The organism is Pandoraea pnomenusa (genome assembly GCF_000767615.3).
Lineage (GTDB): Bacteria > Pseudomonadota > Gammaproteobacteria > Burkholderiales > Burkholderiaceae > Pandoraea > Pandoraea pnomenusa.
Genome location: NZ_CP009553.3, coordinates 4,452,717 through 4,477,368, shown reverse-complemented (window position 1 = coordinate 4,477,368; position 24,652 = coordinate 4,452,717). Strand labels below are relative to the sequence as shown.

At 65.1% G+C, this 24,652-nt stretch carries 24 protein-coding genes, 1 tRNA gene and 1 pseudogene; 10 read left to right on the top strand and 16 right to left on the bottom strand.

All coding sequences use genetic code 11. From position 1 onward, the window contains the following. The first annotated feature begins 29 nt into the window (after positions 1-29). The 4 genes from recG to LV28_RS43995 all read left to right on the top strand — a co-directional run bounded on the left by recG (position 30) and on the right by LV28_RS43995 (position 5,402). A complete protein-coding gene (gene recG / locus LV28_RS44005) occupies positions 30-2,393 on the top strand; it encodes an ATP-dependent DNA helicase RecG (RefSeq protein ID WP_038619883.1) in 2,364 nt (787 codons plus the stop codon). A gap of 177 nt (positions 2,394-2,570) precedes the next feature. Then, positions 2,571-3,515 (top strand): LysR substrate-binding domain-containing protein, encoded by a 945-nt coding sequence (locus LV28_RS44000; protein WP_023597437.1) that lies wholly within the window; start codon positions 2,571-2,573, stop codon positions 3,513-3,515. Between the two features lie 160 nt (positions 3,516-3,675). After that, a complete protein-coding gene (locus tag LV28_RS48900; protein ID WP_152552663.1) occupies positions 3,676-3,912 on the top strand; it encodes a hypothetical protein in 237 nt (78 codons plus the stop codon). A 41-nt stretch (positions 3,913-3,953) separates the two neighbouring features. Then, a complete protein-coding gene (locus tag LV28_RS43995) occupies positions 3,954-5,402 on the top strand; it encodes a catalase (protein WP_038619886.1) in 1,449 nt (482 codons plus the stop codon). Between the two features lie 99 nt (positions 5,403-5,501). Here LV28_RS43995 and LV28_RS43990 read toward each other — a convergent pair whose 3' ends face one another. Next, positions 5,502-6,140, bottom strand: a complete 639-nt coding sequence (locus tag LV28_RS43990) for a thiamine phosphate synthase (protein ID WP_023873188.1) — start codon at positions 6,138-6,140, stop codon at positions 5,502-5,504. A gap of 195 nt (positions 6,141-6,335) precedes the next feature. On the opposite strand from LV28_RS43990, the gene LV28_RS43985 reads away from it, so the two are divergent. Both LV28_RS43985 and LV28_RS43980 read left to right on the top strand, forming a co-directional pair. Further along, positions 6,336-7,133, top strand: a complete 798-nt coding sequence (locus tag LV28_RS43985) for a YdcF family protein (protein ID WP_023597435.1) — start codon at positions 6,336-6,338, stop codon at positions 7,131-7,133. 114 nt (positions 7,134-7,247) lie between these two features. Next, a complete protein-coding gene (locus LV28_RS43980; RefSeq protein ID WP_023597434.1) occupies positions 7,248-7,655 on the top strand; it encodes a GlcG/HbpS family heme-binding protein in 408 nt (135 codons plus the stop codon). 302 nt (positions 7,656-7,957) lie between these two features. Here LV28_RS43980 and hemP read toward each other — a convergent pair whose 3' ends face one another. The 13 genes and pseudogenes from hemP to LV28_RS43915 all read right to left on the bottom strand — a co-directional run bounded on the left by hemP (position 7,958) and on the right by LV28_RS43915 (position 18,315). Further along, positions 7,958-8,215, bottom strand: a complete 258-nt coding sequence (gene hemP / locus LV28_RS43975) for a hemin uptake protein HemP (RefSeq protein WP_023873189.1) — start codon at positions 8,213-8,215, stop codon at positions 7,958-7,960. A 177-nt stretch (positions 8,216-8,392) separates the two neighbouring features. Further along, a complete protein-coding gene (locus LV28_RS43970) occupies positions 8,393-8,863 on the bottom strand; it encodes an SRPBCC family protein (RefSeq protein ID WP_023597432.1) in 471 nt (156 codons plus the stop codon). Positions 8,864-8,937: 74 nt separating this feature from the next. Next, positions 8,938-9,348, bottom strand: a complete 411-nt coding sequence (locus LV28_RS43965) for an OsmC family protein (RefSeq protein ID WP_023873190.1) — start codon at positions 9,346-9,348, stop codon at positions 8,938-8,940. 161 nt (positions 9,349-9,509) lie between these two features. Beyond that, positions 9,510-10,412 (bottom strand): pirin family protein, encoded by a 903-nt coding sequence (locus tag LV28_RS43960; RefSeq protein WP_023597430.1) that lies wholly within the window; start codon positions 10,410-10,412, stop codon positions 9,510-9,512. A 321-nt stretch (positions 10,413-10,733) separates the two neighbouring features. Then, positions 10,734-11,159: an ExbD/TolR family protein gene (locus LV28_RS43955; protein ID WP_023597429.1), complete on the bottom strand. Its 426-nt coding sequence runs from the start codon at positions 11,157-11,159 to the stop codon at positions 10,734-10,736. A 27-nt stretch (positions 11,160-11,186) separates the two neighbouring features. Then, positions 11,187-11,927 (bottom strand): MotA/TolQ/ExbB proton channel family protein, encoded by a 741-nt coding sequence (locus LV28_RS43950; protein ID WP_023873193.1) that lies wholly within the window; start codon positions 11,925-11,927, stop codon positions 11,187-11,189. Positions 11,928-11,954: 27 nt separating this feature from the next. Beyond that, positions 11,955-12,677, bottom strand: a complete 723-nt coding sequence (locus tag LV28_RS43945; RefSeq protein WP_023873194.1) for an energy transducer TonB — start codon at positions 12,675-12,677, stop codon at positions 11,955-11,957. A 363-nt stretch (positions 12,678-13,040) separates the two neighbouring features. After that, positions 13,041-13,301 carry a (2Fe-2S)-binding protein gene (locus LV28_RS43940; protein WP_023597426.1) on the bottom strand — a complete coding sequence of 87 codons (261 nt, stop codon included), beginning with the start codon at positions 13,299-13,301 and terminating at the stop codon, positions 13,041-13,043. Positions 13,302-13,414: 113 nt separating this feature from the next. Further along, positions 13,415-14,323 (bottom strand): glutamate racemase, encoded by a 909-nt coding sequence (gene murI / locus LV28_RS43935; RefSeq protein WP_038619889.1) that lies wholly within the window; start codon positions 14,321-14,323, stop codon positions 13,415-13,417. Positions 14,324-14,436: 113 nt separating this feature from the next. After that, positions 14,437-14,916 (bottom strand): bacterioferritin, encoded by a 480-nt coding sequence (gene bfr / locus LV28_RS43930; protein WP_023597424.1) that lies wholly within the window; start codon positions 14,914-14,916, stop codon positions 14,437-14,439. Positions 14,917-15,098: 182 nt separating this feature from the next. After that, positions 15,099-16,622 (bottom strand): fumarate hydratase, encoded by a 1,524-nt coding sequence (locus LV28_RS43925; RefSeq protein ID WP_023597423.1) that lies wholly within the window; start codon positions 16,620-16,622, stop codon positions 15,099-15,101. A gap of 32 nt (positions 16,623-16,654) precedes the next feature. After that, positions 16,655-17,209, bottom strand: a pseudogene (locus LV28_RS43920) (TIGR00645 family protein); the annotation flags it as partial. A 179-nt stretch (positions 17,210-17,388) separates the two neighbouring features. Next, on the bottom strand, positions 17,389-18,315 hold the full coding sequence (locus LV28_RS43915; protein ID WP_255315234.1) for a DMT family transporter: 927 nt from the start codon (positions 18,313-18,315) through the stop codon (positions 17,389-17,391). Positions 18,316-18,617: 302 nt separating this feature from the next. Here LV28_RS43915 and acs point away from each other — a divergent pair, with 302 nt between their 5' ends. The 4 genes from acs to LV28_RS43895 all read left to right on the top strand — a co-directional run bounded on the left by acs (position 18,618) and on the right by LV28_RS43895 (position 23,300). Continuing rightward, positions 18,618-20,600, top strand: coding sequence for an acetate--CoA ligase (gene acs, locus LV28_RS43910; RefSeq protein ID WP_038619897.1), 1,983 nt, complete (start codon positions 18,618-18,620; stop codon positions 20,598-20,600). A gap of 21 nt (positions 20,601-20,621) precedes the next feature. Further along, entirely contained in the window at positions 20,622-21,107 is a 486-nt protein-coding gene (locus LV28_RS43905) for a DUF4212 domain-containing protein (RefSeq protein ID WP_025249785.1), read from the top strand. Then, a complete protein-coding gene (locus LV28_RS43900) occupies positions 21,104-23,122 on the top strand; it encodes a sodium:solute symporter family protein (protein WP_023597419.1) in 2,019 nt (672 codons plus the stop codon). The genes LV28_RS43905 and LV28_RS43900 overlap by 4 nt, the downstream gene beginning before the upstream one ends. 87 nt (positions 23,123-23,209) lie before the next feature. Further along, positions 23,210-23,300: transfer RNA gene (locus LV28_RS43895), tRNA-Ser, on the top strand. Positions 23,301-23,365: 65 nt separating this feature from the next. Here the strand turns inward: LV28_RS43895 and LV28_RS43890 are convergent. Then, positions 23,366-24,463 carry a site-specific integrase gene (locus tag LV28_RS43890; protein ID WP_257125731.1) on the bottom strand — a complete coding sequence of 366 codons (1,098 nt, stop codon included), beginning with the start codon at positions 24,461-24,463 and terminating at the stop codon, positions 23,366-23,368. Further along, positions 24,436-24,651 (bottom strand): DUF4224 domain-containing protein, encoded by a 216-nt coding sequence (locus tag LV28_RS43885; RefSeq protein WP_038619901.1) that lies wholly within the window; start codon positions 24,649-24,651, stop codon positions 24,436-24,438. The genes LV28_RS43890 and LV28_RS43885 overlap by 28 nt, the downstream gene beginning before the upstream one ends. Between the last annotated feature and the right edge of the window lies 1 nt (position 24,652).

The window sequence follows — 24,652 nt, the reverse complement described above, 5'->3', positions numbered from 1 at the left end:
TTTACTTGGAACGCCAGATTCGCGACTGCATGACCGAACGCAGAATGTCCGCCACCGCGCCCGACGACGCCCCTGCCGACCTCGTGGACCTTGCCGATGCCGCAGGCGCGCAGGCCGACGCCTCGCCGCGCGTGGCCGCCAGGCGCGGCGCGCGTCGCTCCGGGGCCGCCGCTGCCGATAGCGCCGCGCCGGCATCGGCGAAGTCCGCCAACCCCCCGACGGACGCGGGGACAAGCCATTCCGACAAGTCCGGCCAATCCTCCGGCGCATCAGGGCCCGCCAAGGCCACCAAGGCCACCAAGGCCACCAAGGCCACCAGGCCCGCAGCCAGCAAGGCCGGAGCCGGCAGCGCCGACAAGCTCGCCAAACTCGGCCTGAAGCGCGACATCGACCTCATCCTGCACTTGCCCATGCGCTACGAGGACGAAACCACGCTGCGCAAGATCGGCGAGGTGCTTCCGAGCGAGCTGGCGCAGGTCGAAGGCGTGGTGACGTCCAGCGAAGTCGCCTATCGGCCGCGCCGCCAGTGGGTCGTACGCATTGCGGACGATGGGCACGAACTCGTGCTGCGTTTTCTGAATTTCTACGGCAGCCAGCAGAAGCAGCTCGCCATTGGCACGCGTGTGCGTGTGCGCGGCGAAGTACGGGGCGGATTCTTCGGGCTGGAGATGGTGCACCCCGCATATCGCGTGGTGCAGGACGCCGCCGCGCCGTTGCCCGAGTCGCTCACGCCGGTGTATCCGAGTGCGGCGGGCCTGTCGCAGGCGTATCTTCGCAAGGCCATCCACAACGCGATGGCGCGCACGCCGCTCCCGGAACTGCTGCCGCCGGGTCTGCTCCAGGACGCCATCGGCCCCGATCATCCGCTGCCTGCGTTGTCCGACGCCGTGCACCTGCTGCACGCACCGCCGCCGAACGTGTCGGAGACGGCGCTCATCGAGCGTTCGCATCCCGCGTGGTTGCGCATCAAGTGCGAGGAGCTTCTGGCGCAGCAGTTGTCGCTCAAGCGTGCGCAGGCCGCGCGCCGGCGACTCGCCGCACCGGCCTTGGGCGCGCGCGTGCCCGGTGGCCTGCTGGAACGCTTCGAGGCGGCGCTGCCGTTTCGTCTGACAGGCGCGCAGCAACGCGTCTGGGCGGAGATTCGCGCCGACCTGGCCGAGCCGCATCCGATGCAGCGGCTGCTGCAGGGCGACGTGGGCAGCGGCAAGACGATCATCGCGGCGCTTGCCGCCGCGCAGGCCATCGACGCGGGCTACCAGGCCGCAATCATGGCGCCGACCGAAATTCTGGCCGAGCAGCATCTGCGCAAGCTCTCCGCATGGCTCGCGCCATTGGGCGTGACGCTCGCGTGGCTTGCCGGCAGCATGAAGGCGAAGGAAAAGCGCGAGGCGCTGGCCCGCGTGGCCAGCGGCGAGGCGCAACTCGTCATTGGCACGCACGCCATCATTCAGGACACGGTCGTGTTCGCGCGGCTGGGGATGGCCGTCGTCGACGAACAGCATCGATTCGGCGTCGCCCAACGTCTGGCGCTGCGCAGCAAGATGCAGACCGCCGGCATGGGCGACGACGCCATGCCGCACCAACTGATGATGAGCGCCACGCCGATTCCGCGCACGCTTGCCATGACCTACTACGCCGATCTCGACGTCTCCGTCATCGACGAGCTGCCGCCCGGGCGCAGTCCGGTCGTGACGAAGCTCGTCAGCGACACGCGGCGTCCCGAGGTCATCGACCGGGTTCGCGCGGCCGCGCTGGCCGGCCGTCAGGTGTACTGGGTGTGCCCGCTGATCGAGGAGAGCGAGGCCCTGCAATTGCAGACGGCCGTCGACACGCATGCGCAACTGGTGGCGGCGCTGCCCGAATTGCGCGTGGGCCTCGTTCACGGTCGGCTCTCGCCGGCGGAGAAGGCCGCCGTGATGGACGACTTCTCGCGCGGCGACACGCATCTGCTCGTGGCGACCACGGTCATCGAAGTGGGCGTGGACGTGCCCAATGCGTCGCTGATGGTCATCGAGCATGCCGAGCGCTTCGGTCTCGCGCAGCTCCATCAATTGCGAGGACGCGTCGGGCGCGGCTCGGCCGAATCGGTGTGCCTGCTGATATATGCCTCGCCGCTGTCGATGGGCGCCAAGGCGCGATTGCAGACGATGCGCGAGACCACCGACGGCTTCGTCATCGCGCGGCGAGATCTGGAGATTCGCGGCCCGGGAGAATTCCTCGGTGCACGGCAGTCGGGCGCCGCCATGCTGCGCTTCGTCGACCTCAACGAGGACGCTTGGATGATTCCGGGCGCGCAGGAGGCGGCCGACCGGTTGCTCAAATCGCATCCAGGCGCGGTGGCGGCGCATCTGGAGCGATGGCTCGGCGCGCGCGAAGACTATCTGAAGGCATGACCCCGGGTGCCGGGCCGGCAGGACGGTACTCGACGCCGGTGCGGCGGTCGGTGGCAGGGGGAGCGCGGTGCCGACGGGAGCGTCGCCTGAAAACGGGCAATTGCCGCCCGATTGTGCTATAAAAAAGAAAATCTATCGACTGCCGTTGTTCGATTAATTTACACAGGTTAGGACGACATGACCCTCACGGAACTCAAGTACATCGTGGCGGTGGCGCGAGAACGCCATTTCGGTCGCGCGGCGGAAGCCTGTTTCGTCAGCCAGCCGACGCTCTCGGTGGCCATCAAGAAGCTCGAAGACGAGCTGAACGTACAGATTTTCGAGCGTGGCGCCGCGGAAGTGAGCGTGACGCCGCTCGGCGAGCAGATCGTCGCGCAGGCGCAGCGCGTGCTCGAGCAGACCATCGCCATCAAGGAAATTGCCAAGCAGGGCCGCGATCCGCTCGCGGGACCGTTGCGCCTGGGCGTGATTTACACCATCGGCCCGTATCTGTTGCCGGCACTCGTCAAGCAGATGATCGAGACGACGCCGCAGATGCCGCTCATGCTGCAGGAGAATTACACCCTCAAGCTCATCGAACTGCTCAAGCAGGGCGAGATCGATGCGGCCATCATGGCGCTGCCGTTCCCGGAGAGCGGTCTGATGGTGCGTCCGCTCTACGATGAGCCGTTCGTGGTGGCACTGCCGCGCTCGCACCCGTGGGCCACGCGCGAGCAGATCGACGCGGGCGATCTCAAGCAGGAAACCATGCTGCTGCTCGGCAGCGGTCACTGCTTCCGCGATCACGTGCTGGGCGTATGCCCCGAACTGATGCGCTTCTCGCAGAACGCCGACGGCATCCAGAAGACGTTCGAAGGCTCGTCGCTGGAGACGATTCGCCACATGGTCGCGAGTGGCGTGGGCATCACCGTGCTGCCGAAGACGTCCGTGCCCGACACGCAGGCACCCGACAGCCTGTTGCGCTACGTGCCGTTCTCGGCCCCCGTGCCCGACCGCCGCGTGGTGCTCGCCTGGCGCAAGAGCTTCACGCGCCTGCCGGCCATCGACGCCGTGGCGCAAGCCATTGCCAAATGCCACCTGCCGGGTGTGATTCCGCTGGATCTTCCGGCCACGTCGAACTGAGCGGCCGGGGCGGGCGCGGCCGACAGGTCACCGCATTCCGCCCCCGCCGCTTGTCGGCGCTTCCCCGTCTTCCCCTCGCGCTTTTTCCCTTCCGCTTTTTCCTCCAGGTCCTTCCGACTGTCATGCCGCCGCCGCTGCGCCGAGCCGCGGCGTATTGCTTTTGTCTATTGAATATATAAAAACGATCAATTTTACGATTTCGATAAAAATATTTAATCTGACGGCACGCGTTGGCAACGGGCACTGCCAGCAGGCCACCGCCCACCGACGCGACGATTGCCCGAGCCACCCCATGCCCGGAGAGGCGCCGACGATGACCCCATTCAAAGCCTATTGGCACGACATCGAAACCACGCTGGAACACGTGCTCGCCGACTTTGCGCAGATGGGCGCATGAGTCCGGCGAGATTGCCCGATCAGGAAACAGGAGAGCGTCACATGTCAGATACGAAAAAACTCACGACCGCCGCCGGAGCCCCGGTGCCCGACAACCAGAACACGCTCACCGCCGGCCCGCGCGGCCCAGCCCTGCTGCAGGACGTGTGGTTCCTCGAAAAGCTCGCGCACTTCGACCGGGAAGTGATTCCGGAGCGTCGCGTGCACGCGAAGGGCTCCGGTGCGTTCGGCAAGCTCACCGTCACGCACGACATCACGAAGTACAGCCGGGCGCGCGTGTTCGAGGCCATCGGCAAGGAAACGCCGGTGTTCCTGCGCTTCTCGACGGTGGCCGGCGAGCGCGGTGCGGCCGATGCGGAGCGCGACGTGCGCGGCTTCGCGCTGAAGTTCTACACCGACGAAGGCAACTGGGATCTCGTGGGCAACAACACGCCAGTGTTCTTCGTGCGCGATCCGCTCAAGTTCCCCGACTTCATCCACACGCAAAAGCGTGATCCGAAGACAAACCTGCGCAATCCGACGGCTGCGTGGGACTTCTGGTCGCGTCACCCCGAATCTCTGCATCAGGTCACGATTCTCATGAGCGATCGCGGCCTGCCGGCGAACTACCGCCAGCAACACGGCTTCGGCTCGCACACATTCAGCTTCATCAACGCGGCCAACGAACGCTTCTGGGTGAAGTTCCACTTCAAGTCGATGCAGGGCATCGAGAACCTGACGAACGCGCAGGCGGCACAGGTGGTCGCCGGCGATCGGGAAAGCGCGCAACGCGACCTGTTCGAGGCGATCGAGGCCGGCAACTTCCCGCGCTGGCGCATGCAGGTGCAGGTGATGCCGGAGGCCGACGCGGCAACCTATCGCATCAACCCGTTCGATCTGACGAAGGTGTGGCCGCACGCGGACTACCCGCTCATCGACGTGGGCGTGCTCGAACTCAATCGCAATCCGGAGAATTACTTCGCCGACGTCGAGCAGGCAGCGTTCAATCCGGCCAACGTGGTGCCGGGCATCGGCTTCTCGCCCGACCGCATGTTGCAAGGGCGCCTGTTCTCGTACGGCGACACGCAGCGTTACCGTCTTGGCGTGAATCACAGTGCCATTCCGGTCAATGCGCCGAAGTGCCCGTTCCATCACAGCTTCCACCGCGATGGCGCGATGCGCGTGGACGGCAATCTGGGTGGCACGACGAATTACGAGCCGAATCGCTACGGCGCATTCGCGGAGCAGCCGGAATTCCGCGAGCCGCCGCAAGCAGTGGGCGCCCTGGCCGATCGCTATGATCATCGCGAAGACGACGATTATTACTCGCAGCCACGCGCGCTGTTCCAGTTGTTCGACGACGGGCAGAAGGGCCGACTGTTCGGCAACATCGCCGCCTCGATGCAGGGCGTGCCGGACGACGTGTCGGCGCGTCAGATCGCGCACTTCGAGAAGATCGACCCGACTTACGCGCAGGGCGTGATCGCGGCTCGCAAGGCGCTCGCCGGGTAAGCGACGCCGGCGATCAGGGAGTCAGCGGTACTGCGACGCCATCGGCGGCGCGCACCCGGGGGCGGATTGAATCCGCCCCTTTGTCGTTTTGAGGGGGCCTCAGGCCGTAGGCCAGAACGCGCGGATCGCGGCGATGCCGTAGGCGCCGGCGTGGCGCGCGTTCGAGAGCATGTCGGCACGCATGCCGCCGAGCGCGAACACCGGCAGCGTGGCCTGTGCCGCAAGGGCCGTGAATGCGGGCCAGCCGAGCGGCGTGGCCTCCGGATGCGTGGCGGTGGCGAGTACGGGGGACAGCGTCACGAAGTCGAGTTCGAGTCGGCCGGCCTGCGCGAGCTGGGCTGCGTCATGACACGCGGCACTCACCCGTCGCCAGCCCGCTGGACGCGTCTGGCTCGCCATGAGCCGCTCGCTCGTCAGGTGCCAGCCGTCGGCCTGCGGGACCGTGCCGGCATGCTTGCCGCTGGCAATGTCGAGCCAAAGGTCCGCCACGTCGCGCGGTGGATTGAGGATGAGTTGCGCCCCGGCCGCATGCGTCAGGGCCAGCGCGCTCTCCGCAAGGGCGCGATAGCCGTCGGCGTCGAGCGACCGGTTGCGAAGTTGTACGAGCCGAATGCCGCGAGCCAGCGCTTGCGCGAGCTGCGACGCGAAGGTGGCGATCTGGGTGCGTGAGGTGACGTCGGGCGTCACCAGCAATTGACGGGGAAGCGTGGCCAAGTCGGCGGTGAGGTCGTCGGGCATGCGCGAAGTGTAACCGGAATGCCGGCGCGAACGTCCTGAGGAAAGTACGGAGAGGCGTCGCTTCGGGTTGCGGCGTGGAGTCGTGCCGTGACGCCGGCCCCGGCAAGCTTGCGCGCAACGGTGCGCGGCGCGCCAGTGGGCGCCCTGGCGTAGAGAATGGATGCACTCGCGTGTGCAGTCCAGTAGACTGGCGGGATGCCCTTCGATTGGCTCGCCCGGAACCTCCTCGTCAGCTTGTTTCTGCCGCCAGCCAATGTGCTTGTGCTCGCGGTGCTCTCGCTCGTGAGCTGGCGGCGCTGGCCGCGCACCGGGAGGACGCTGGCCGTGCTCGCGGCCGGGGTGCTCTGGCTGCAGGCCATGCCGTGGTTCGCCCGGCAGATCGCGTATGGGCTCGAGGTGGGAAAGCCGGTCGATCTCAAGGCGTACGACGCTGCGCGACAGCATCCGGCCACGGCGGCGGCGCTGCCACAGGCCGTGGTGATCCTCGGCGGCGGCACCAGCGTCAACGCTACCGAATACGCCAGCAAGGGCTGGCGCAAGGATGCCGACCTGAGCACGGAGACGCTTGCACGGGTGCGCTACGGCGCGTTTCTCGCCCGTGAGACGCACCTCCCGGTGCTCATGTCCGGCGGCAGCCCGAGCGGACAGGCGGTCGAGGGGCGTCTGATGGCGCAGGTCGCCACCGAGGAATTCGGCGTGCCGGTGCGCTGGACCGAAGGACAATCACTGAACACGGCGCAAAACGCCATCTTCAGCGCGCGCATGCTGACCAACGCCGGCGTGTCGCGCGTCTATCTGGTCACGAGTGCCTGGCATATGCGCCGCGCCCGCGATCAGTTCGAGCGCGCTGGACTCACGGTGGTACCCGCGCCGTGCTGCAATGCGAGCAACCTCGACCCGGATGCCGTGCCCGGCATGTGGCCGACACTCGACGGTTTGCGCAGGACGCGACAGGCGCTGCGCGAGTGGATGGCGCTGGCCGTAGGGCACTGAGCGGTCCGTTGCCTGCGCGATGTCACGTGCCGGAGGCATCGTCGCAGGCGGATTTCCGCGGAAGCCGCGCCCGGCGCGGCTTCCTGAATTGCCAACCCTGAATGAGAGAGACGTATGAAGACGAAAGCAGTCCTGACTGTTGAAGACGTGCAGAAGATCAACGCCGCCGCCGTGGCCGAAGCCAGCGCGAACGGCTGGAACGTATGCATCACGATCGTCGACGACGGCGGTCACGCGCTGTCGCTGCACCGCATGGACGGCGCGGCGCCCAGCACCGCCATGATGTCGCTTGGCAAGGCGCAGACCTCGGCCGTCGGCCGTCGCGAGAGCGGTGCGTTCGAAGAGATGATCAATGGCGGCCGCTTCGCGTTCCTGAGCGCGCCGAACACCGCCATGCTCGAAGGCGGCGTGCCCATCGTTGTCAACGGCGATGTGATCGGCGCGGTCGGCGTCTCGGGTGTGAAGTCGGCGCAAGACGCGCAGATCGCCCGGGCGGGCATTGCTGCCGTCACCGCGAAGTGATGTAAAGAAAAACCCATCCTCGCGGATGGGTCAAGGGCTTGTCAGGCCGGACGGCGTGCCTGAGGCTTGCAGGCGGCGCCGCGAGGAGAACATCAATGAAACCCGTGTGGGTGGACAAAAAAAGCGGCTTGGCTGGCGCGCAACGCAGGTAGAGAGGGGCTTGCCGTAACTACATGGGATCGCGTTGCGTTCGCTGGCTACTGCCAAACACCTCTTAGGCGAGGTGGTCCCCACAAAACTCGGTGAAGGTGGCGGCGAGGTCGTGGTCTCGCCACCGCCAAAATGCTTGCAGATTCAATCGCTTACTTCGTCAGGATCAACTTGCCGTAGCGCGTGGCGCGCAGCTGGTACGTCTGTCCGTTGTGCAGGATGTTCACGCACTGCGTGCCCTGCAACAGGTGATCGCTCGTGAGCACGCGTCCCGTGGCGTGGCTGGCCGGCTTTTCCGCCGCCGGACTGGCCGCCTGCGTGCGCGTCGTCGACACCGACAGGGTGCGGCGCGGCGCCGTTGCGGGCGTGGTCTGGCGGGCAGTGGTGTGGCTTGCGGTCATCTCGCTCATCCGTGTGGCTGACTGTGAGATGAATATTAAATGAGAATCATTCCCATTTGTATTTGAATTTGGCTATTGTCGTATTCTCTGGAATAGATTTTTGCTAATTGGTCCGATGCCGAAGGATGACCGGCATCGGACCGGCGCCGTACGGTGGTGTCCGGCAATGCCCTGTGGGGCGGGCGTTCAGCCCAGTGCGCCCTGCTCCGCGAGGGCGCGAATCTGGGCCACCGTGTCGATGTCCGCTTCGCGATAGGCGGATTTCACAAATTCGCTGTAGCGGGTATCGGCCGTCGCGGCGTCTTCCGGCAGCGTGGTGCTGTAGGTGAAGCGCACGAAATAATGCGTGGGCGTGGGCTCTTCGATTCGCATCGTGAGCGAGCCGCCGGCGTGCTGGTCGGTGGCGGCCGTCTCGTAGCGGACCGATTGCTGGGCTTCGAAGATCACGCGATCGCGCACTACCGCCTCGCCGAAGCGCAGCTCGCGGGTGAGCGTGTCGTCGGTGCGTTCGTGCACGATGCACTTGTCCAGCCCCAGCACAAAGGATTCCGGCTGCTCGGCGCGCAGTACCAGGCCTCGCCACAATTGGTCGCGGGACAGCGCGAAGGCCAGCGGATTCAGAAGGTCGTTGACCTCGATGAGATGTTCGTACTGCAAGACTATTTCCCCTTCAATCGATGACGGCCGGCCTCGCGTCGCCATGGAGCGAGAGGCCGTGCGCGCGCCGGATCTTACTCGACCAGCGAACTGTCGATGGCGATGGTGCCCGACAACACCTTGTGAATTGGGCACGCATTGGCGATTTCCAAGAGACGCTGACGCTGCTCCTCGGACAGATCCCCGCCCAGCTCGATCTTGCGCGTGATCTGCGTGGTCCCCATCGGCGGTTTGCCATCCGGATTCATCGCGAGCGTCACCTTCACATCCTTGAGCGGCCACTCCTTGCGGCGCGCATACATTTGCAACGTGATCGATGTGCATGCGCCCAGGCTCGAGAGCAGCAGCGCCGTCGGGGCCGGACCGAGGTCCGCACCGCCGAGCGTTTCGGGCTCGTCGGCGATCCATTCGTGTTTGCCGTCCGAGAGACGCGTGGTGTAACCGGCGGCGCCCAGATGGGCGGTGACAATCGCTTCTGCAGCCATGGCGGCTCCTGTGGGGGCTGGATGAAAACGGCCCGGCGAACGTATGGGCCACGATGCACTCAATGAGTGTCATTGTGACCCAAATTCGCCGGGCCGGTGCGAACGATGGGGCGGCTTGCGCCGCGCCGGATGCTGCTGTCGTGCGGCCGGGGACGCTGCCCTTAGGCAGACGCGCCCGCGCCCGAGGCCGGGATGCGGCCCATGCGACCCGCCTGGAAGTCGAGGATCGCCTGGCGGATCTCGCTCTCGGTGTTCATCACGAACGGGCCGTAGCGTGCCACCGGCTCGCCCAGCGGCTTGCCGCCGATCAGCAGGAACGACACTGGCCGATCGCCATCGTTGCGCACGGTAATGCTCTCGCCGTCGTTGCCGAACACGACCATCTGATGCGCCTTGGCGGCAACGGGCTCGGCACCGAAATTGCCTTCGCCGTCGATCACGTAGGCGAACACGTTGAAGTCGGCGGGCACGGGATGATCGAGCAGCGCCTGCGGTTGCAGCGTGAAGTGCTGGTACAGGATCGGCGTGCGCGTCTCGATGGCGGCGCGTGTGCCCAACGCCTCGCCGGCGATCACGCGCACCGACACCTTGCCGTCTTCGCTCGTTGCGTTCGGGATGCCGGCAGCCGGCAGCTCCTGATAGCGTGGCGTCATCATCTTGTCCGTGCGCGGCAGGTTCACCCAGAGCTGAAAGCCGTGCATTTCGCCGCCGCGTTGCTGGAAGGCCTGCGACGGCATTTCGGAGTGGATCACACCCGCACCGGCCGTCATCCATTGCACGTCGCCGGGCGTGAGCTTGCCGGCGTGCCCTTGCGAGTCGCGGTGCTCCATTTCTCCGGCGAGCAGGTACGTGACGGTCTCGAAACCGCGGTGCGGATGGTCAGGCGCGCCCTTGGCGTCGCCGGGGGCCACCTGCATCGGACCCATCTCGTCGAGCAGCAGGAACGGATCGAAGTCCATCATCATGCGCGTGGGGAAGGGGCGGTTGACGTGAAAACCGGCGCCTTCCTGCGTTTGCGCTGCCGTGAAGACACGGGCGACCGGACGGGCGAAGGTGGTGCTCATGGGGCAATCTCCTGTGGGGGCGCGCGCCAGGGCGGCGTGACGCGTCCAATGTCATGTCCCCACTATATCGGGGTGGCCGGTACCGGGAGTAGCCCGTAACGCTGGAAGCATTGTTACCCGATTGGAACAATGCGTGAACTTCATCGGGAAATGGCGGAAAAGTGATGGGAGAGAGGCGGGAAAGTCGAGCGAGTCTGCGCGGGCGGTGACGGCGCCGGGGCAAGGGCGGGGATGGAAAAAGCGCGGTGACCGGCACCGCGCTTTGTGTACTGCGACGGCTTCGACTTGCGCGAAGCGTCGGATCGGTGGAACGCGTGCGGACTACTTCGTCGCGGGCTCGGTCACGAAACCGAGCTTGGTCACGCCTGCCGTCTGGGCGTCGGAGAGCACCTTCGCAACGCTCTCGTAACGCACATTCTTGTCGGCGAACAGGTGCAGCTCCGGCTGCGGCTGCGCCTCGGCCGCCTGGGCCAGGCGTGCCTTGAGCGTGGCCTCGTCGATGGCCTGCTTGTCCCAGTAGACTGTGCCGTCCGCCTGGATCGAGAGGTCGATCTTGGCGGGCTTGGTGTCTTCCGGCTGGTTGCTTGCCTGCGGCAGATCGAGCTTGACCGCGTGATTGAGCACCGGCAGCGTCACGATGAAGATGATCAGCAGCACCAGCATGACGTCGACGAGCGGCGTCATGTTGATCTCGCTCATCATTGCGTCGTCGGCGCCGTCGTCGCTGCTGTATGAACCCATGGCCATGGCGAACTCCTTGTTTCGTGCGCCGGCTTAGCTGGCGCTGGCCGGCGTGGACGGCTTGCGCACCGGCGTGACGTTGCTGGCGAACTGCGTCGAGTGCAGGCTCGCGCCGGTCAGGAAATAGGCGTGCAGGCTGTGGGCGAAGCGGTTGAGCTTCGAGACGATGCCCTTGTTGGCGCGCGTGAGCGCGTTGAACCCGAGCACGGCCGGGATGGCGACGAACAGACCGAACGCGGTCATGATGAGGGCTTCGCCCACCGGGCCTGCCACCTTGTCGATGGTCGTCTGACCCGAGGCGCCGATCGCCAGCAGCGCGTGGTAGATGCCCCACACCGTACCGAACAATCCCACGAACGGCGACGTCGAGCCGATCGAGGCGAGCATGGCCAGGCCGCTTTGCAGGCGCGAGACCGTGTCGTCCACCGAATTCTTGAGCGCGCGCGTGATCCAGTCGCTCACGTCCATCTTGTCGTGCAGATGCGGCTGGCTCTGGCGATGATGCTCGGCGGCGTCCTGACCGGCGAGGGCCAGCGCGAGGAACGGATTGTTCTGGCCCGATTCGCCGAGCTTCTGCAAACCGGCGGAGAAGTTCTCCGAATGCCAGAAATCGGGTTCGGCGGAGCGCGTGAGGCGGCTCAGGCGGAAGACTTGCGTGCCCTTGATGATAATGACCGTCCAGGACAGCACCGACATCACCAGCAGCACGATCGCGATGGCTCGGGTGACGAAATCGCCCTGTGCCCAGACGTGGCTCAAACCATACTCTTGCATTTTGCGTTCCTCGGGAGATCCAGTTCGTTAATCGTTCAGATTGAAGTTAAACGGCTTGGTCGCGGCGGCTTCCACCGCGCGACCGTTTTGCATCGGGGGCGCGCAGCGCATTGCCAGCGCGGCGGTGCGGGCGGCCTGATCCAGCCGCGAGAAGCCGCTCGACTTGATGACGTTCGCGCTCGCGACCACACCACGCGTGTCGATCACCAGCCGCAGCGTGACCGTGCCTTCCTCGCCCACGCGTCGCGACTGTGTCGGATAGACCACGCGCGGCTCTTCGCATTTCACGGCCAGACCTTCGATCGGACCGGACGGTGCGGGTGCCGGTGTCGGCGCGGGCGGCGCCGGCGGGGTGGGTGCGGCGTTCTGCACCGGGGCGGCCGGCGTGGGCTGGGGCGCGGGCGCGACCGGCTCGGCCTTCTGCGTGATGGCATTCCTGGGCTGCACGCGTGGCTTGGGCGGCGGCGGGGTCACGCGCGGCTTCGGCGGCTCCGGCTGCGGCTTGGGCGGCGCGGGTTGCGGCGGCGTGGGCGCGGGCGTGAGCGGAATGATCGTGGCAGTGAAGGTGGTCGGTTCGATGGTCGCTTTTTCCGGGGCGTTGCGCAGCTGCGACAAACCGACCAGGGCGGCGATATGGAGAACGACGATCGCGCCCGCGATCACAATGGCGCGCGGCGACGTCAGCGGGTCACGAATCGAGGTGGGCGCACGACCGGAAGTCGTCACGGCAGGGGGCACGGCGGTCGACATGTTAACGGCTAGGGTACGCTAGTTTGCGGCAGATGAACGTCGAGTGGTGCGCGATGCGCGAAGCCTCGGGGTTCGGGATGGCCGGACGTGCGATCAAAGGAAAACCGCGCCAGGGGGCGCGGTCGGCGAATGCAGCGAGTCAGGCACCGTGCACCGACTCACCTTCGAAACAGGAAGAACGATAAACATAACGTCGAAACGAAGCCGATCAGGAGTTCCATCTGACACCTCCGAGGGTGACGGGTCGCTGGCTGGCGCATGACGCCGCGAGACGCCTGGCTGGCTTCGTAGCGTCGCGCTGCGGTGAAGACCGCATCGGGACGGGGAAATCGAAACGGATGACGTCAGGGCTTGCCGGATGCCTCAGGCCGCCAGCGCGAGGTCGCGCTGCGTGAACACGACCTCGGTCGTGGCGTCGGCCTGCGCCGATTGACAGCAGCCACCGCACGACCGACCGCAGCACGGCGTGACACCCGACACCATCTCCTGAACGTACGGGCCGCACTTGCCGCAGCACAGCGCAACGCCCAGGTCGATCTGAAGATCTTCCAGGGTGGTGGCTCCGGCATCGAGGCATGCCTTGATCTGGCGCTCGGAAACGGACTTGCAGACGCAGACGATCATGATGAAAACGTCAAAATGTAACACTAATGAGAATAATTATTATTTAAGTTGCCGAGATTTGCAAGCGCCATCCACCTATCCCATGTTGCATTCAGGGATACAGGGAAACGGTGTCAGGCTGACGCGATGGGAAGGTTGGGCGGCAAGTCCAGGCGGGCCGCGTCGTTTGGGACGCATTCGGTGACTTCGTTGGCTTCGCCGGTCCCGGGGATCCGGACCGCCTGAACGCCCGGGGCGTGCGGCAGCAGGCGGTCGGCCATCTTCTGCAAGGCGTGCGGGCTTGCGGTGGTGAACAGTTGGAGCGTGCCGGCGAGGCCAGGCGGCGACTCGCACTGCGTCGGCGCGCTCAGTTCGGCCGTCTCGAGGCGGCGTTGCAACTGACGCGCGATGGCGGCGCCGGTATCGATGAGCGTGAGAGCATTGCCGAAGCGCCGCTCGATGGCCGGAATGAGGAACGGGTAATGGGTGCAACCGAGCACCAGCGTGTCGACGCCTTGCGCGAGCATCGGCTCGATAAAACGTTCGAGCAGTGCCACGACATCGGCCGAGCCCACATCCCCGGCTTCGATGCGCTCGACCAGTCCATGCCCGGGTTGGCAGAGGAAGCGCTGGCCTTGCGCCGTATGCCGCGCAAGCAGGTCCGCGAATCGCGCGCTGCGCAGCGTTGCTGCCGTGGCCAGCACGCCGATCACGCCCGTCTTCGATGCTGCGGCCGCCGGCTTGATGCCGGGCTCGACCCCGACGACCGGCCAGGCGGCGTCGGCGCGCAGGGCCGCCACGCCGTGCGCGGTGGCGGTATTGCACGCCACGACGAGCGCCTTCGCGCCATGTGCGCGCAGCCATCGACCAATGGCGAGGCTGCGCTGTTCGATGAACGTGTCGGGGCGCTCCCCATAGGGTGCGTAGCGGGAGTCGGCGACGTAGAGCAGCGACTCATGGGGCAGCAGGGCGCGAACGGCCTGAAGGACTGACAGGCCGCCTAGGCCGGAATCGAAGACGCCAATCGGCGCGTTGGAGGACATGGTGAATAAAAAAGGGCCGGCAAGCGGCCGGCCCCGAAATTCTAGCGCAAAGCCGGCAAACCGATATCGGCGCGGCGATGCGTCTTGTTGTCCAGGTTTTGTGGGTGACGGGCTTATTCTTCGAACGACGCCATGCCCGACTGCTGGTAATTCTGGAGACCGACTTTGTCGATCAGTTCGATCTGCGTCTCGAGCCAATCGATGTGCTCTTCGGTGTCGTGCAGAATTTCGTTGAAGAGTTCGCGCGATACGAAGTCCTTCACCTTTTCGCAATGCTCGATACCGTCCTTGCAGGTCTTCTGCGAGATGTATTCGAGCTTCAGATCGCACTTCAGGATTTCGTCGGTCGTCTCGCCGATGAGCAGCTTGTGCAGGTCCTGAAGGTTCGGCAGGCCGTCGAGCATGAAGATGCGCTCGATCAGCTTGTCGGCGTGCTTCATCTCGCCGATGGACTCGTCGTACTCGTGCTTGCCGAGTTTCTCGAGGCCCCAGTGTTTGTACATGCGGGCGTGCAGAAAGTACTGGTTGATCGCCGTCAGCTCGTTGGTGAGCTGTGCGTTGAGGAGTTCGAGGACTTTCTTGTCGCCTTTCATTTCGGATCCCTTGTTATGCAGTTTGCGAGCCGTTGAAGGGTAGCCGGAAACGTCTGGAAAGCCAAGCTCTGCAAGGCTTTTCGTGAACCGAGGTGCGAATGGTAATGCGAGCCATTCTCGCGTGGCGGTGGATAAAAAAGCCCGGCCGAAGCCGGGCTTTTCGTGGCGAGGGCGCGGCGCGATTACTCCGCGGCGACCGGAATCTTGCCGATCTTCGCCTGCCATTCCTTCGGGCCGGTGTTGTGCACCGACACGCCGGTCGCATCCACGGCCACCGTCACGGGCATGTCCTTGACGTCGAACTCGTAGATGGCTTCCATGCCGAGGTCTTCGAAGGCCAGCACGCGCGCGGCGCGAATCGCCTTGGACACGAGGTAGGCGGCGCCGCCCACAGCCATCAGGTAGGCCGCCTTGTGCTTCTTGATGGCTTCGATGGCGGCCGGACCGCGCTCGGACTTGCCGATCATGACCGCCAGACCCGTCTTCGACAGCATCATGTCGGTGAACTTGTCCATGCGGGTCGAGGTGGTCGGGCCTGCCGGGCCGACGACTTCGTCGCGGACCGGATCGACCGGGCCGACGTAATAGATCGCGCGGCCCTTGAAGTCGACCGGCAGCGGCTCGCCCTTGGCGATCATGTCGGCGATGCGCTTGTGCGCGGCGTCGCGGCCGGTGAGCATCTTGCCCGAGAGCAGCAGCGTCTGGCCCGGCGTCCAGCTGGCGACTTCTTCCGGCGTGAGCGTGTCGAGATCGACGCGCTTGCTCGTTTCGGTGTTCGGCGCCCAGTGCACATTCGGCCAGGCGTCGAGCGACGGGGCGGCGAGGAACGATGGGCCCGAGCCGTCCAGCGTGAAGTGCGCGTGACGCGTGGCCGCGCAGTTCGGGATCATGGCGACCGGCTTCGACGCGGCGTGCGTCGGGTAGTCGAGAATCTTCACGTCGAGCACGGTGGCCAGACCGCCCAGACCCTGTGCGCCGATACCGAGGGCGTTGACCTTCTCGAACAGCTCGATACGCAGTTCTTCGTTCCAGTTCTGCGGACCGCGCTTGATCACGTCATGGATGTCGATCGGGTCCATGAGCGATTCCTTCGCGAGCACCATTGCCTTTTCCGCCGTGCCGCCGATACCGATGCCGAGCATGCCCGGCGGGCACCAGCCGGCGCCCATCGTCGGCACCGTCTTCACGACCCAGTCGACGATCGAATCCGACGGGTTGAGCATCACGAACTTCGACTTGTTCTCCGAGCCGCCGCCCTTGGCCGCGACCGTGATGTCGACCTTGTCGCCTTCCACGATTTCGTAGTGAATGACGGCCGGCGTGTTGTCCTTCGTGTTCTTGCGTCCGGCTTCGGGCGGCGCCACGATCGAGGCGCGCAGCACGTTGTCCGGGTGCATGTAGGCCTGGCGCACGCCTTCGTTGATCATGTCGGTGAGGCTGCGCTTGGCGTCCCAGCGCACGTTCATGCCGACCTTCACGAAGACGGTCACGATGCCGGTGTCCTGGCACAGCGGACGGCGGCCTTCGGCGCACATGCGGCTGTTGGTCAGGATCTGCGCGATGGCGTCCTTGGCGGCCGGGCTTTGCTCGGCCTCGTAGGCACGGCCCAGCGCCTGGATGTAATCGTCCGGATGGTAGTAGCTGATGTACTGCAGGGCACCGGCGACGCTCTGGATGACGTCGTCTTCTTTAATGACGGTAGACATGAAACGACTCTCGACTTAGTGGGAACTGGTAGAGGTAACGACTTGGGGGAGGCGTAGGCCGGGGCATGGCTCTCGTTCGTCATCTTGTTGACGACGGCCATGACCACGGCGGAAAGCAGGAATGCGCAGTGAATGATCACCTGCCACATGATCGTGTGCGGCGTTTGCTGCGAGGCGTCGATGAACGTCTTGAGCAGGTGGATCGACGAGATGCTGATGAGCGCCATCGACAACTTCACCTTGAGCACGCCGGCGTTCACGTGATCGAGCCATTCCGGCTCGTCCGGATGGCCCTCGACGCCCAGGCGCGAGACAAACGTCTCGTAGCCGCCGATGATCACCATGATCAGCAGGTTCGAGATCATCACCACGTCGATCAGGCCGAGCACGACGAGCATGATCTGCGTTTCGTCGAAGGTCGCTGCGTGCGAGATGAGATGCCAGAGTTCGGCAAGGAATTTGTAGACGTAGACGCCTTGCGCGGCGATCAGCCCCAGGTACAGCGGCAGTTGCAGCCAGCGGCTGAAGAAGATGATGCGGGGCAGGGGGCGCATCGGCGCGTCGGACGGGCGGCCGGGAGTCGACATGGCTGTTTTGAGTGGGGGCGTTCGCCTGCGCGGACGGCCGCAGACGAGGGTTATCAAATACGCAAATCAAATAGACGCGGCGCGCGGGACGGTGCCTGATGGCAGGTCACGGATTTCGCGTCGCGAAATTCGGCATGGCGGGCATTTTACAACGTCTTGCCCGCCGCGCCGCGGCCGAATCAATCGCGGGCCGGCAATAGCGTCTTGCGTGCGCCGGGGGAAGGGAGCGCGGCGAGCACGATTCCCGCGACGGTGAGCGCCAGCGCGGCGCCCTGGGCGACGGAGAGGCGCTCGTCGAGGAAAATCACGCCGTACGCGGTGGCCGAGACGGGCACCATCGCCGTGAAGACCCCCGCAAGCTGTGCGCTGACGTGCCGAATGCCGCGCATCCACAGGAAAAACGAGAAAACGCTCGCCGCCAGGCCATACCAGACGATGAGGGCCCAGTGGCCGGGCGTGAGCGCCGCGTAGTCCACCGCCATCAGGCCTGCCGCGCCCAGGGGCAGCATCAGTGCGCCGCCAATCAGGTGCGTATAGGCGCAGATGTCGATGGCGGGCAGCTCGGCGGCCAGGCGTTTCGAGACGATCACGTAGATGCTCTCGCAGAGCACCGCGCCGAGCACGAGCGCGTTGCCCAGCCAGGCGCTCGGGGCGCCGCCCGTGCCGCTGGCGCCGTGGGCGTCGCCGCGCGAGACATTGAGCAGCGCCACGCCGGCAATCGCCAGTCCGATGCTCACGAGCGTGCGGCGCGACGGGTGCTCGCGCAGCACCGCCCAGGAGAGCAGTGCGACGCAGGCGGGCAGCGTGGCGGTGATCACGCCCGCGGCGGTGGCCGTGGTCAGGCGCACGCCATGGAGCATGAGCAGCGTAAACAGGAACGTGCCGAAGAACGTCTGCACGAAGAGGTGCTTCCACTGGTCTCGCGTCACGCGCCGCATGACGGAAGGCCGGTAACGGGGCGACAGGGCGGCAATGGCGATGAGGAAGCGCCACAGCGCGAAGGCCGCGACGGGCATCACGGCCACCATCGTCTTGCCGATGCCTACGTTGGTGCCCACGAACGTCATGGCCAGCGCAAGCGCGAAGCTCGGAAACCGGGCGAACAGCCGGTCGGCGGTCGGCGTCCCGGGCTGGGTATGAGGGGGCGTCGGAGGCTGAGATGTCGAATTCACGGGCGCTCCGGGCGAGTCCGGGGTGGCGGGATAGGGTTGATACGGGTAGGATTGTAGCGAATACGCCACAGTCTGCGGCACAGCGTCGACGCGTTCGCGCGAGTCCCGCGCGCAGGAGGCGCGAAGCGTGTGCACCAGTGTAAGGCGTTAGTAAGTCGCTCGTCTTAATGTGACGTTAGCGATTTGTTTTGGCTTGATTGCAATCGTATTTGCATATCCATAAGAGGGGACAACTCATGGCAGCAATCGAATCGGTTTTGCAGGAGCAGCGCGTTTTCGCGCCGCCGCAGGCGCTGGTCGCCAAAGCGAACATCTCCGGCATGCCCGCCTATGAGGCGCTTTGCGCCGAGGCCGAGAAGGATTACGAGGGGTTCTGGGCGCGTCAGGCGCGCGAGAACCTGGCCTGGCACAAGCCGTTCACCAAAGTCCTCGACGAGACCAACGCCCCGTTCTACACGTGGTTCGAAGACGGTCAGATCAACGCTTCCTACAATTGCCTGGACCGTCAGATCGAGGCGGGCCTGGGCGACAAGAACGCCATCCTGTTCGAGTCCGATGACGGCACCGTGACGCCGGTGACTTACCGGGACTTGCTCGCACGCGTGAGTCGTTTCGCCAATGCGCTCAAGGCCAAGGGCGTGAAAAAGGGCGACCGCGTGGTCATTTACATGCCGATGTCGATCGAAGGCGTGGTCGCCATGCAGGCGTGCGCCCGTATTGGCGCGACGCACTCGGTGGTGTTTGGCGGTTTCTCGGCGAAGTCGCTCAACGAGCGCGTGATCGATGCCGGCGCGGTGGCCATCGTCACGGCCGATGAGCAGATGCGCGGCGGCAAGGCGCTGCCCTTGAAGGCGATCGTCGACGAAGCGCTTGCCATGGGCGGTTGCGACCATGTGAAGTCGGTGATCGTCTACCGTCGCACCGGCGGCAATGTGGCCATGCAGGCCGGTCGCGACGAAGTCATGCAGGACCTCGTTGCGGGCCAGTCGGATCAGTGCGCGCCGGAGTGGGTCGGCGCGGAGCATCCGCTGTTCATCCTTTACACGTCGGGATCGACGGGCAAGCCCAAGGGCGTGCAGCACAGCACTGGCGGCTATCTGCTGTGGGCGTCGCTCACCATGCAGTGGACCTTCGACATCAAGCCTGACGATGTCTTCTGGTGCACGGCCGACATCGGCTGGATTACCGGGCATACGTACATTGCGTACGGTCCGCTCGCCGTGGGCGCGACGCAGGTCGTGTTCGAGGGGGTGCCGACGTATCCGAACGCCGGTCGTTTCTGGGAGATGATCGGCCGTCACAAGGTCAGCGTCTTTTACACGGCGCCGACTGCGATCCGATCGCTGATCAAGGCGGCCGAGCAGACGCCGGACGTGCATCCGAAGCAGTACGACCTGTCGTCCCTGCGCATTCTCGGTTCGGTCGGCGAGCCGATCAATCCGGAAGCGTGGATGTGGTACTACGAGAACGTTGGCGGCGGGCGTTGTCCGATCGTCGACACGTGGTGGCAGACGGAGACGGGCGGTCACGTGATCACGCCGCTGCCGGGGGCGACGCCGCTGGTGCCGGGTTCGTGCACTTTGGGGTTGCCGGGCGTTGCGGTGGCCATCGTCGACGAGACGGGGCAGGACGTGCCGAACGGTCAGGGCGGCATGTTGGTGATCAAGCGTCCGTGGCCGTCGATGATCCGTACCATCTGGGGCGACCCGGAGCGTTACAAGTCGAGCTACTTCCCGTCGGAGCTGGGTGGGCATATCTACCTGGCCGGCGACGGATCGATTCGCGACGCCAAGACCGGTTACTTCACGATCATGGGGCGAATCGACGACGTGCTGAACGTTTCCGGTCACCGCATGGGCACGATGGAGATCGAGTCGGCGCTGGTGGCGAATCCGATTGTGGCGGAAGCGGCGGTGGTGGGGCGTCCGGACGACACCACGGGCGAGGCGATCGTGGCGTTCGTGGTGCTCAAGCGTTCGCGTCCGACGGGAGACGAAGCCAGGCAGATCGCGCTCGAGCTGCGCAACTGGGTCGGCAAGGAAATCGGGCCGATCGCCAAGCCGAAGGACATCCGCTTCGGGGACAATCTGCCGAAGACCCGCTCCGGCAAGATCATGCGTCGCTTGTTGCGAGTGATTGCCAAGGGCGAGGAGATCACGCAGGACACGTCCACGCTCGAGAATCCGGCCATTCTGGAGCAGCTCAAGCAGGCGCAGTAAGCGCGGGGTTCCCGGCCGGTCATGGCTAAGCGTTCGCAGACGGGGGCGGCGGGCACACCTGCCGCATCCGCGACCTTCGGCGTTGGTGGCGTGCGTTCGGACATGCGTTCCGGCGGCACGCCGCCCGACGTCGACTGGCATGGCGAGGCGGCGAGCATCGCGACACGTCACTGGCGACGGACGCTACGGCTCGTGGCGGTGCTGATGGCCATCGGATTCGTGGTGACTTTCGTACCGCAGTTCTGGGCGCGGGAATGGGCCGCGATGCGATTTGCGGGCTGGCCGCTGCCGTTCTACATGGGTGCGCAGGGGGCGATCCTGATCGACATTGTGCTGATCATGATCTACGTCGCGATGCAACGTCGCAACGATACCCAGTATCGCCGGGCGCTCTCGGCGTTGCGCGATGCGCATCGGGACAGCCTCGGAATGCGCGATGCCGGCGCTGAATTCGGCGCAATGCCTGACCCCCTCTCTCGCGCCACGTCGGCGCGCGCTCCCCGATGAGTTTCACGCGCAGGCTGCTGCGTTACTACCTGTATTACACAGCGGGGTTTCTCGCGTTCGTGCTGATGATCGGATTGCTTGAGCGTGTGAACGGTCCGGGCGTCTGGATCGGGTATGCGTTCCTGTTCGTGACGATTGCCGTGTATGCGGTGATCGGGCTGATATCCCGCACGTCCGACGCGGCCGAGTACTACGTGGCGGGGCGTCGTGTGCCGCCGATGTTCAATGGCATGGCGTGCGCGGCGGACTGGATGAGCGCGGCGTCGTTCATGGGGTTGGCGGGGTCGCTGTACGTTTCCGGTTACGACGGCCTGGCATACGTCATGGGATGGACGGGCGGATATTGTCTGGTGGCGTTTCTGTTGGCGCCGTACTTGCGCAAGATGGGACGGTACACGGTGCCGGACTTTCTGGGCACGCGTTACGACAGCAATCTGGTGCGTGCGCTGGGGGTGTTTTCGACGATTCTGTGTTCGTTCGTGTATCTGGTGGCGCAGATTCAGGGCGTGGGGATGATTGCGTCGCGTTTCATCGGCGTCGAGTTCACGATCGGGATCTTCTTCGGGCTGGCGGGCATTCTGGTGTGTTCGTTCCTGGGCGGCATGCGCGCGGTGACGTGGACCCAGGTGGCGCAGTACATCATCATGATCACGGCGTTTCTGGTGCCGACGGCCATGATCGGGCATCAGACGGGCAATGGCTGGTTTCCGCAGTTCACCTACGGCAAGGCGCTGGCGAAGGTCGAGGCGCTGGAGCGCGACATTCAGCAGTCGGTGCCTGAGCGTGAGGTGCGGGACTATTACCGCGAGCAGGCCGAGCAGATGCAGCGACGGCTGGACGGGTTGCCGGACAGTTTTTACAGCGAGCGGGCCGAGCTGGAGCGGCAGTTGCTGGACACGAAGCGTCGCAATGGCCCGTTGCGTGACGTGAAGGTGCTGGAGACGAAGTTGGAGGCGTTTCCGCGCGACGTGGGCGAGGCGCAGAATCGGTGGCTGGAGATGCGAAATCAGTATGCGGAGCGCAGCGAACCGCCGCATGCGATGACGGAGCCGTTTCCGGCGCGGGATGACACCACGCGCAGTTCGCAGCGGTTGAATTTCCTGTTGCTGATGGTGTGCCTGATGATCGGGACGGCGAGTCTGCCGCACATCCTGACGCGATATGGCACGACGGCGACGGTGCAGGGGGCGCGGAGTTCTGTGGGGTGGACGTTGTTCTTCGTGGCGCTGCTGTATGTGAGTGCGCCGGCGTTGGCGGTGATGTTGAAGTATGACGTGTTGCTGCATCTGGTCGGTGCCCGATACGAGAACTTGCCGGGGTGGGTGACGCAATGGCGGCACGCGACGCCGGTGCAGTTGGACATCTCCGACGTGTACCGGGACGGGGTGGTGCAGTGGGGCGAGATCTGGATGCAACCGGACATGCTGGTGCTGGCGGGCCCGGAGATTGCGGGATTGCCGTACGTGATTTCCGGGCTGGTCGCGGCGGGGGCGTTGGCGGCGGTGCTGTCGACGGCGGACGGGTTGTTGCTGACGATTGCGAATGCGCTGTCGCACGACGTGTACTTTCACATGGTGGATCGGAATGCGTCGAGTCAGAAGCGGGTGACGACGTCGAAGATACTGTTGTTGTGCGTGGCGATGTTTGCGTCGTACGTGACGTCGCTGAAGTTGGGGAACATTTTGTTTCTGGTGGGGGCGGCGTTTTCGCTGGCGGCATCCTGCCTGTTTCCGGCGCTGGTGCTGGGGGTGTTCTGGAAGCGCACGACGCGTCTGGGGGCGACGGCGGGCATGGTGAGCGGGTTGTTGGTGTGCGTGTACTACATCATGACGACGTACCCGTTTTTCACGCGGTTGACGGGATTTGCGGGAGCACGGTGGTGGGGCGTGGACCCGATTTCGGCGGGGGCGTTCGGGGTGCCGGTGGGGTTTGCGGTGGCGATCGCGTTCAGCCTGCTGGGCGGACGCCCGAGCGAGCGCGACAGACACCTGGTGGACCATCTGCGACGCCCGTGACGGAAGGGGAGGCGCCATATTTGATCCCACGCGCTACGAAAGGGGGTGAGATGTTGCCGCCAACCTGCTATAATGCGCGACCATTCAGGAGAGATGGATGAGTGGTTTAAGTCGCACGCCTGGAAAGCGTGTATAGGTTAATAGCCTATCGGGGGTTCGAATCCCCCTCTCTCCGCCACCGCCTTCCATAAGGCTTTACGCCTTTCTAAGAAAGCCCCCGTTTCCTATAGAACGGGGGCTTTCCTATTCGGATCGTCCCCGGCGCAGTGGTTTGACCTTTTCGGCCTTGCGCCGGTATGAGCGCTGCGTGGTCTGTGTCGTCGTGTGCGAGAGCAGCGCGCGGGCATGTTCGATCGATTCCGCGTCGCTCGACACCTTGGCGCGTAGGTCGTGCTCGGTGAACCGCTCGGTGACCTTGGTCTCCGCCAGCACGCGATCCATAAACCCGCGCCACATCGAATCGAAGCCGCCGGCGCGTCCAGTTTCCTCGTCAATGTAGCCTTCGCCCTCAAGCGTGCAGAAAAGCCACTTGGACGTGCGCACCGGCCGTGCGCGAACGGCTTCAGCTACTGCCTCGCGCAATTCGTTCGTCCACTCATAGATCGTGCGTTTGCCGCTGCTGTCCGCCGTCTTGTGGCGCAGGATATGGATGCCGTCGTCGTCAAAGTCGCGCTCCGGCTGAAGGCGTAGCAGGTCGCTGCGTGCCATGCCGGTTTGTAGCTTGATCTTGATGTATGCCTGCAAGGCGAGCACGCTTCCCTTCTTGCGCTTCGGCTCGAGCGCGAGGCACTCATCGATTTCCCAGTCCGCGATGTACCGCGTGCGCGACTTTTCCCCGGGAAGCCGCACCTCGCCCTTGAACGGGTGACGATCCAAAATGCCCCACTCGACCGCCTTGGTGAACGCGTGCGACAGGATTTCGATTTCGCGCCGCGCTGCCACCTTGGCCTCACGCCGCTCGACGTATTGATAAATGAGCTGTGGCTTGATGGCGGTGATGGGCACGACGCCGAGCACGTTGCGCAGGCGCTTGATCGCGACCTGGTTCTGGGCGCGTGTCGTCGGCTTCTTCGTTGGCACGACCTGCAGCGAGTATCGATCGAGCAGTTCGGCGACGGTGCGCGTCTCCTCCATCTTGCCGAGCCGCTCTGCCCACACGCGGTATGCCTCGGGCAGTGACGCGCCGAGCCGGAATTCCTTCTTTCCGTCCCACATATGCTCGAGGCCGCGCGGCACCTGGTAGTAATAGGCGCCACTTCGCCGGCGCCAGCGGGTCGGCAGGCCCTTGTTCTCTTTGCTTCTCGGTCGTGGCATTAGGCTGCGCTCCAATTCGGTTGCCAATCCGCGACGCGGCGCGTTGCGGCAGGGGCCAGTTCGGCCTCGATGTGCGTGCGCAAAACGGCGATCGAGCCGTCCGGCCGCACGCGATGTTCGATGCCCATCGCGCGCAGTGCTCGTGCCTGCGCCGCATGCTGCCGGCGCCCGGTCAGTTCACAGACTTCGTCGCGCGACAGGAAAGTGCTGCTCATT